This window comes from Shigella sp. SIG3, from assembly GCF_053555855.1.
In genome coordinates this window covers 21775-28034 of record NZ_JBQZXE010000039.1, presented here as the reverse complement: position 1 = coordinate 28034, position 6260 = coordinate 21775, and the positions used below count along the sequence as shown (strand labels likewise).

The window sequence follows — 6260 nt, the reverse complement described above, 5'->3', positions numbered from 1 at the left end:
TTCATTGATATAACCGATTTTATGCCCGGAAAAGAGAATTATGATGCCAGGCTCGTACATCACCGGTGTACGTGCGAAAGGCGTCTCGCCATACAACAAACGCACATCGGGCAACAGTTCTGACAAACTATTTTCTTTATTTTTCAGTTTATTAACTTTATCCGCCAGCAAGCGACAAATCTCTTCACGTTTCATATCGCGTAATTTCTTAGGAATAATGCGGCAATTTGATTGTGCGCAATTTTGTAGCATTTCTCCAGCACTCTGGAGAAATAGGCAAGACATTGGCAGAAATGAGCATTGAGAGCTAGGGCGCTGGCGATCACAATGAAAAACATCAGGCAGATCGTTCTCTGCCCTCATATTGGCCCAGCAAAGGGAGCAAGTAATGAACAACTTTAATCTGCACACCCCAACCCGCATTCTGTTTGGTAAAGGCGCAATCGCTGGTTTACGCGAACAAATTCCTCACGATGCTCGCGTATTGATTACCTACGGTGGCGGCAGCGTGAAAAAAACCGGCGTTCTCGATCAAGTTCTGGATGCCCTGAAAGGCATGGACGTGCTGGAATTTGGCGGTATTGAGCCAAACCCGGCTTATGAAACGCTGATGAACGCCGTGAAACTGGTTCGCGAACAGAAAGTGACTTTCCTGCTGGCGGTTGGCGGCGGTTCTGTACTGGACGGCACCAAATTTATCGCCGCAGCGGCTAACTATCCGGAAAATATCGATCCGTGGCACATTCTGCAAACGGGCGGTAAAGAGATTAAAAGCGCCATCCCGATGGGCTGTGTGCTGACGCTGCCAGCAACCGGTTCAGAATCCAACGCAGGCGCGGTGATCTCCCGTAAAACCACAGGCGACAAGCAGGCGTTCCATTCTGCACATGTTCAGCCGGTATTTGCCGTGCTCGATCCGGTTTATACCTACACCCTGCCGCCGCGTCAGGTGGCTAACGGCGTAGTGGACGCCTTTGTACACACCGTGGAACAGTATGTTACCAAACCGGTTGATGCCAAAATTCAGGACCGTTTCGCAGAAGGCATTTTGCTGACGCTAATCGAAGATGGTCCGAAAGCCCTGAAAGAGCCAGAAAACTACGATGTGCGCGCCAACGTCATGTGGGCGGCGACTCAGGCGCTGAACGGTTTGATTGGCGCTGGCGTACCGCAGGACTGGGCAACGCATATGCTGGGCCACGAACTGACTGCGATGCACGGTCTGGATCACGCGCAAACACTGGCTATCGTCCTGCCTGCACTGTGGAATGAAAAACGCGAGACCAAGCGCGCTAAGCTGCTGCAATATGCTGAACGCGTCTGGAACATCACTGAAGGTTCCGACGATGAGCGTATTGACGCCGCGATTGCCGCAACCCGCAATTTCTTTGAGCAATTAGGCGTGCCGACCCACCTCTCCGACTACGGTCTGGACGGCAGCTCCATCCCGGCTTTGCTGAAAAAACTGGAAGAGCACGGCATGACCCAACTGGGCGAAAATCATGACATTACGTTGGATGTCAGCCGCCGTATATACAAAGCCGCCCGCTAAGCTTTTTACGCCTCAAACTTTCGTTTTCGGGCATTTCGTCCAGACTTAAGTTCACAACACCTCACCGGAGCCTGCTCCGGTGAGTTCATATAAAGGAGGAACGTATGGCTAATCCAACCGTTATTAAGCTACAGGATGGCAATGTCATGCCCCAGCTGGGACTGGGCGTCTGGCAAGCAAGTAATGAGGAAGTAATCACCGCCATTCAAAAAGCGTTAGAAGTGGGTTATCGCTCGATTGATACCGCCGCGGCCTACAAGAACGAAGAAGGTGTCGGCAAAGCCCTGAAAAATGCCTCAGTCAACAGAGAAGAACTGTTCATCACCACTAAGCTGTGGAACGACGACCACAAGTGCCCCCGCGAAGCCCTGCTCGACAGCCTGAAAAAACTCCAGCTTGATTATATCGACCTCTACTTAATGCACTGGCCCGTTCCCGCTATCGACCATTATGTCGAAGCATGGAAAGGCATGATCGAATTGCAAAAAGAGGGATTAATCAAAAGCATCGGCGTGTGCAACTTCCAGATCCATCACCTGCAACGCCTGATTGATGAAACTGGCGTGACGCCTGTGATAAACCAGATCGAACTTCATCCGCTGATGCAACAACGCCAGCTACACGCCTGGAACGCGACACACAAAATCCAGACCGAATCCTGGAGCCCATTAGCGCAAGGAGGAAAAGGCGTTTTCGATCAGAAAGTCATTCGCGATCTGGCAGATAAATACGGCAAAACCCCGGCGCAGATTGTTATCCGCTGGCATCTGGATAGCGGCCTGGTGGTGATCCCGAAATCGGTCACACCTTCACGTATTGCCGAAAACTTTGATGTCTGGGATTTCCGTCTCGACAAAGACGAACTCGGCAAAATTGCAAAACTCGATCAGGGCAAGCGTCTCGGTCCCGATCCTGACCAGTTCGGCGGCTAACGTGCAAATTCTCCCGGTGGCGGTAATGTTCCGCTACCGGACTTTTCAGAAATCATTTATTCCCCTCGCGTCCCGCCCGTTGTTACTCTTCCTTGTTCAGGAATGCCAAATATAAGGACATCATCATGCAGAGCCGGAAGCTCTTAAAAGAACAACTCATCTATATCCGGGATAAACGCAACGGAGAGGTGAAAAACAGATGAAAATAATACTTCTGTTTTTAGCAGCCCTGGCAAGTTTTACCGTACACGCGCAGCCTCCTTCACAGACCGTAGAACAAACAGTCCGGCAGATTTATCAGAACTATAAATCAGATGCCAGTACGCCTTATTTCGGTGAAACCGGAGAGCGGGCGATAACTTCAGCGCGTATTCAACAGGCGCTTACCCTGAACAACAATCTTACACTACCGGGCAATATTGGCTGGCTGGATTATGATCCGGTTTGTGATTGTCAGGATTTTGGCGATCTGGTGTTAGAAAGCGTAGCGATAACCCAAACTGACGTCGATCATGCCGATGCCGTTGTGCGCTTTCGTATCTTTAAAGATGATAAAGAAAAGACCACACAGACACTGAAAATGGTGGCGGAAAATGGTCGTTGGGTCATTGATGATATTGTCAGCAATCATGGCAGCGTCTTACAAGCAGTTAATAGCGAGAATGAAAAAACGCTGGCCGCTTTAGCTTCGTTGCAGAAAGAACAGCCAGAATCCTTTGTTGCTGAACTCTTTGAACATATTGCTGATTATAGCTGGCCGTGGACGTGGGTGGTTTCCGACTCTTACCGCCAGGCGGTTAATGCCTTCTATAAAACCACCTTCAAGACGGCCAATAATCCCGATGAAGATATGCAAATAGAACGGCAATTTATTTACGACAATCCGATCTGTTTTGGCGAAGAGTCGCTATTTTCACGCGTTGATGAAATTCGAGTCCTGGAGAAAACCGCCGATTCCGCCCGCATTCATGTTCGTTTTACGCTGACCAATGGCAACAATGAAGAGCAAGAGCTGGTTTTACAGCGGCGCGAAGGTAAGTGGGAAATCGCTGATTTTATCCGCCCGAACAGCGGCAGCCTACTTAAGCTGATTGAGGCAAAAACCGCCGCCAGATTAAAGCAATGAGCTGAATTAAATAACAATTAGCCGGAACAATAAATAAAAGGGAACACTATATGAAAACGATTTTCACCGTGGGAGCTGTTGTTCTGGCAACCTGCTTGCTCAGTGGCTGCGTCAATGAGCAAAAGGTCAATCAACTGGCGAGCAATGTACAAACATTAAATGCCAAAATCGCCCGGCTTGAGCAGGATATGAAAGCACTACGCCCACAAATCTATGCTGCCAAATCCGAAGCTAACAGAGCCAATACGCGTCTTGATGCACAGGACTATTTTGATTGCCTGCGCTGCTTGCGTATGTACGCAGAATGATAAAAAAATCCCCGGCAGCATGTCAGTTGCCGGGGATTTTTTTTAACGTCCAACCGCCGCTTTAGGGCGTTTCTTCGCACCAGCATTCACCGGACGAGATTGCGTAGACGACGCTTTTTTTGCCGTAGCAGGCGTCTGACGCTGAGTCGCCATCGGCGTATGTTTAGTCAACGCCGGACGGGTATTGCGGTTCTGGCGACGAGCTTCACGCATCTCTTCAATGGTTGGCGCAGGCACTAAGCAATCGCGGGCTGCCAATCAGATGCTTTTTGCCCATCGCTTCCAGCGCCTGGCGGATTAACGGCCAGTTTGCCGGATCGTGGTAACGCAACAACGCTTTATGCAAACGACGCTGTTTGTCGCCCTTCGGTACGAAGACGTCTTCGCTCTTATAACCAATCTTCGCCAGCGGTTTTTTCCCGGTGTAATACATGGTGGTTGAGTTCGCCAGCGGCGATGGGTAGAAGTTCTGTACCTGGTCGAGACGGAAACGATGCTTTTTCAGCCACAGCGCCAAATTCACCATATCTTCATCACGCGTACCGGGGTGCGCAGAGATGAAATACGGGATCAGATACTGCTCTTTACCTGCCTGTTTCGAGTAGGTATCGAACAGCTCTTTAAAGCGGTCATAGCTGCCCATGCCCGGCTTCATCATCTTCGACAACGGCCCTTCTTCGGTATGTTCCGGAGCAATCTTCAGATAACCGCCGACGTGATGGGTCGCCAACTCTTTGATATAGCGCGGATCTTCCACGGCGATGTCATAACGTACGCCTGAGGCGATAAGGATTTTTTTAATGCCTTTCAGATCACGCGCACGGCGATAGAGGTTGATCGTCGGTTCGTGGTTAGTGTCCATGTGCGGACAAATATCCGGATAAACGCACGACAAACGGCGACAAGTTTGTTCAGCGCGTGGCGATTTGCAGCGCAACATATACATGTTGGCAGTTGGCCCACCGAGATCGGAAATCACGCCCGTAAAACCTGGAACGGTGTCGCGGATCGCTTCGATCTCATTAATGATCGAATCTTCCGAACGGCTCTGAATAATGCGCCCTTCGTGCTCGGTAATAGAACAGAAAGAACAGCCGCCAAAGCAGCCGCGCATAATGTTGACCGAAAAACGGATCATTTCGTAAGCCGGAATACGGGCATTGCCATAGGCCGGATGTGGCACGCGCTTGTACGGCAGCGCAAAAACGCAGTCCATCTCTTCGGTAGAAAGCGGGATAGCAGGCGGGTTGATCCACACATAGCGGTCACCGTGTTTTTGCATCAATGCGCGGGCGCAGCCTGGGTTGGTTTCGTGGTGCAGAATGCGCGAAGCATGGGCGTACAGCACTTTATCGCCCTTCACTTTCTCGAAAGAAGGCAGCAATACGTAGGTTTTTTCCCACGGTTTCTGGCGCGGTGGCTGCACGATTACAGCTTTCGCTTCCTGCTTTTTCGGCGCAACAGGTTTGTTATCCGCACACGGCAAATCTTCGCCATACGGATGCGGGATTGGGTCGATTTTCCCTGGGGTATCAAGACGGGTGGAATCCACACCGCTCCAGCCAGGCAGCGCCTCTTTTACGATAATTGCGGTATTACGCACATCGCGGATTTCACTAATCGGCTCGCCCATCGCCAGACGATGCGCTACTTCCACCAGCGGACGTTCACCGTTACCAAACATCAGCATGTCGGCTTTCGAATCTACCAGAACGGAACGGCGCACGGTATCGGACCAGTAATCATAATGCGCGGTACGGCGCAGGCTAGCCTCAATACCGCCGAGGATCACCGGCACATCTTTCCACGCCTCTTTACAACGCTGGGTATAAACCAGCGTGGCGCGATCCGGTCGCTTACCCGCGACATTATCTGGCGTGTAGGCATCATCATGACGTAAACGGCGATCGGCGGTATAGCGGTTGATCATCGAATCCATGTTGCCAGCAGTAACACCAAAAAACAGATTCGGTTTACCCAGACGCATAAAGTCGTCTTTGCTGCTCCAGTCCGGCTGGGCGATGATCCCGACGCGAAAGCCCTGCGCTTCCAGCATACGACCGCAAATCGCCATCCCGAAGCTTGGGTGATCGACATACGCGTCGCCAGTAACCAAAATGATGTCGCAGCTATCCCAGCCAAGTTGATCCATCTCTTCACGAGACATCGGCAAAAACGGTGCCGGTCCAAAACAGGCGGCCCAGTACTGCGGCCAGGAGAACAGGTCGCGATCCGGTTGGATCAGGGAGATAGAGCTCATTTTGCTTCCAGAAATGATAAAAAAATAATCAAAGGCCGGGGATTATAAGCCGGAACGAAAGAGAAATCGAAAGGTATTCCAT

4 protein-coding genes and 2 pseudogenes are annotated in these 6260 nt (G+C 50.9%); 4 read left to right on the top strand and 2 right to left on the bottom strand.

The annotated features are described in order from the left end of the window. Positions 1 to 195, bottom strand: a pseudogene (locus ACUU1I_RS09555) (AraC family transcriptional regulator); the annotation flags it as partial. A 193-nt stretch (positions 196 to 388) separates the two neighbouring features. On the opposite strand from ACUU1I_RS09555, the gene yqhD reads away from it, so the two are divergent. The 4 genes from yqhD (at position 389) to yqhH (ending at position 3918) form a co-directional block, all read left to right on the top strand. After that, on the top strand, positions 389 to 1552 hold the full coding sequence (gene yqhD, locus ACUU1I_RS09550) for an alcohol dehydrogenase (RefSeq protein ID WP_001058808.1): 1164 nt from the start codon (positions 389 to 391) through the stop codon (positions 1550 to 1552). Positions 1553 to 1656: 104 nt separating this feature from the next. Further along, positions 1657 to 2484, top strand: a complete 828-nt coding sequence (gene dkgA, locus ACUU1I_RS09545; protein ID WP_000013139.1) for a 2,5-didehydrogluconate reductase DkgA — start codon at positions 1657 to 1659, stop codon at positions 2482 to 2484. A 199-nt stretch (positions 2485 to 2683) separates the two neighbouring features. After that, positions 2684 to 3610 carry a YbjP/YqhG family protein gene (locus ACUU1I_RS09540; RefSeq protein WP_000691643.1) on the top strand — a complete coding sequence of 309 codons (927 nt, stop codon included), beginning with the start codon at positions 2684 to 2686 and terminating at the stop codon, positions 3608 to 3610. A gap of 50 nt (positions 3611 to 3660) precedes the next feature. Then, entirely contained in the window at positions 3661 to 3918 is a 258-nt protein-coding gene (gene yqhH / locus ACUU1I_RS09535) for a lipoprotein YqhH (protein WP_000848528.1), read from the top strand. A gap of 42 nt (positions 3919 to 3960) precedes the next feature. On the opposite strand, the pseudogene ACUU1I_RS09530 reads toward yqhH, so the two are convergent. Further along, positions 3961 to 6178 (bottom strand): annotated as a pseudogene (locus ACUU1I_RS09530) (YgiQ family radical SAM protein). Positions 6179 to 6260: the final 82 nt, after the last annotated feature.

What these genes read in the sequence shown, in the direction of transcription:
- yqhD (WP_001058808.1), top strand. Translation starts at nt 389, where the DNA reads ATGAACAACTTTAATCTGCACACCCCAACCCGCATTCTGTTTGGTAAA.
- dkgA (WP_000013139.1), top strand. Translation starts at nt 1,657, where the DNA reads ATGGCTAATCCAACCGTTATTAAGCTACAGGATGGCAATGTCATGCCC.
- ACUU1I_RS09540 (WP_000691643.1), top strand. Translation starts at nt 2,684, where the DNA reads ATGAAAATAATACTTCTGTTTTTAGCAGCCCTGGCAAGTTTTACCGTA.
- yqhH (WP_000848528.1), top strand. Translation starts at nt 3,661, where the DNA reads ATGAAAACGATTTTCACCGTGGGAGCTGTTGTTCTGGCAACCTGCTTG.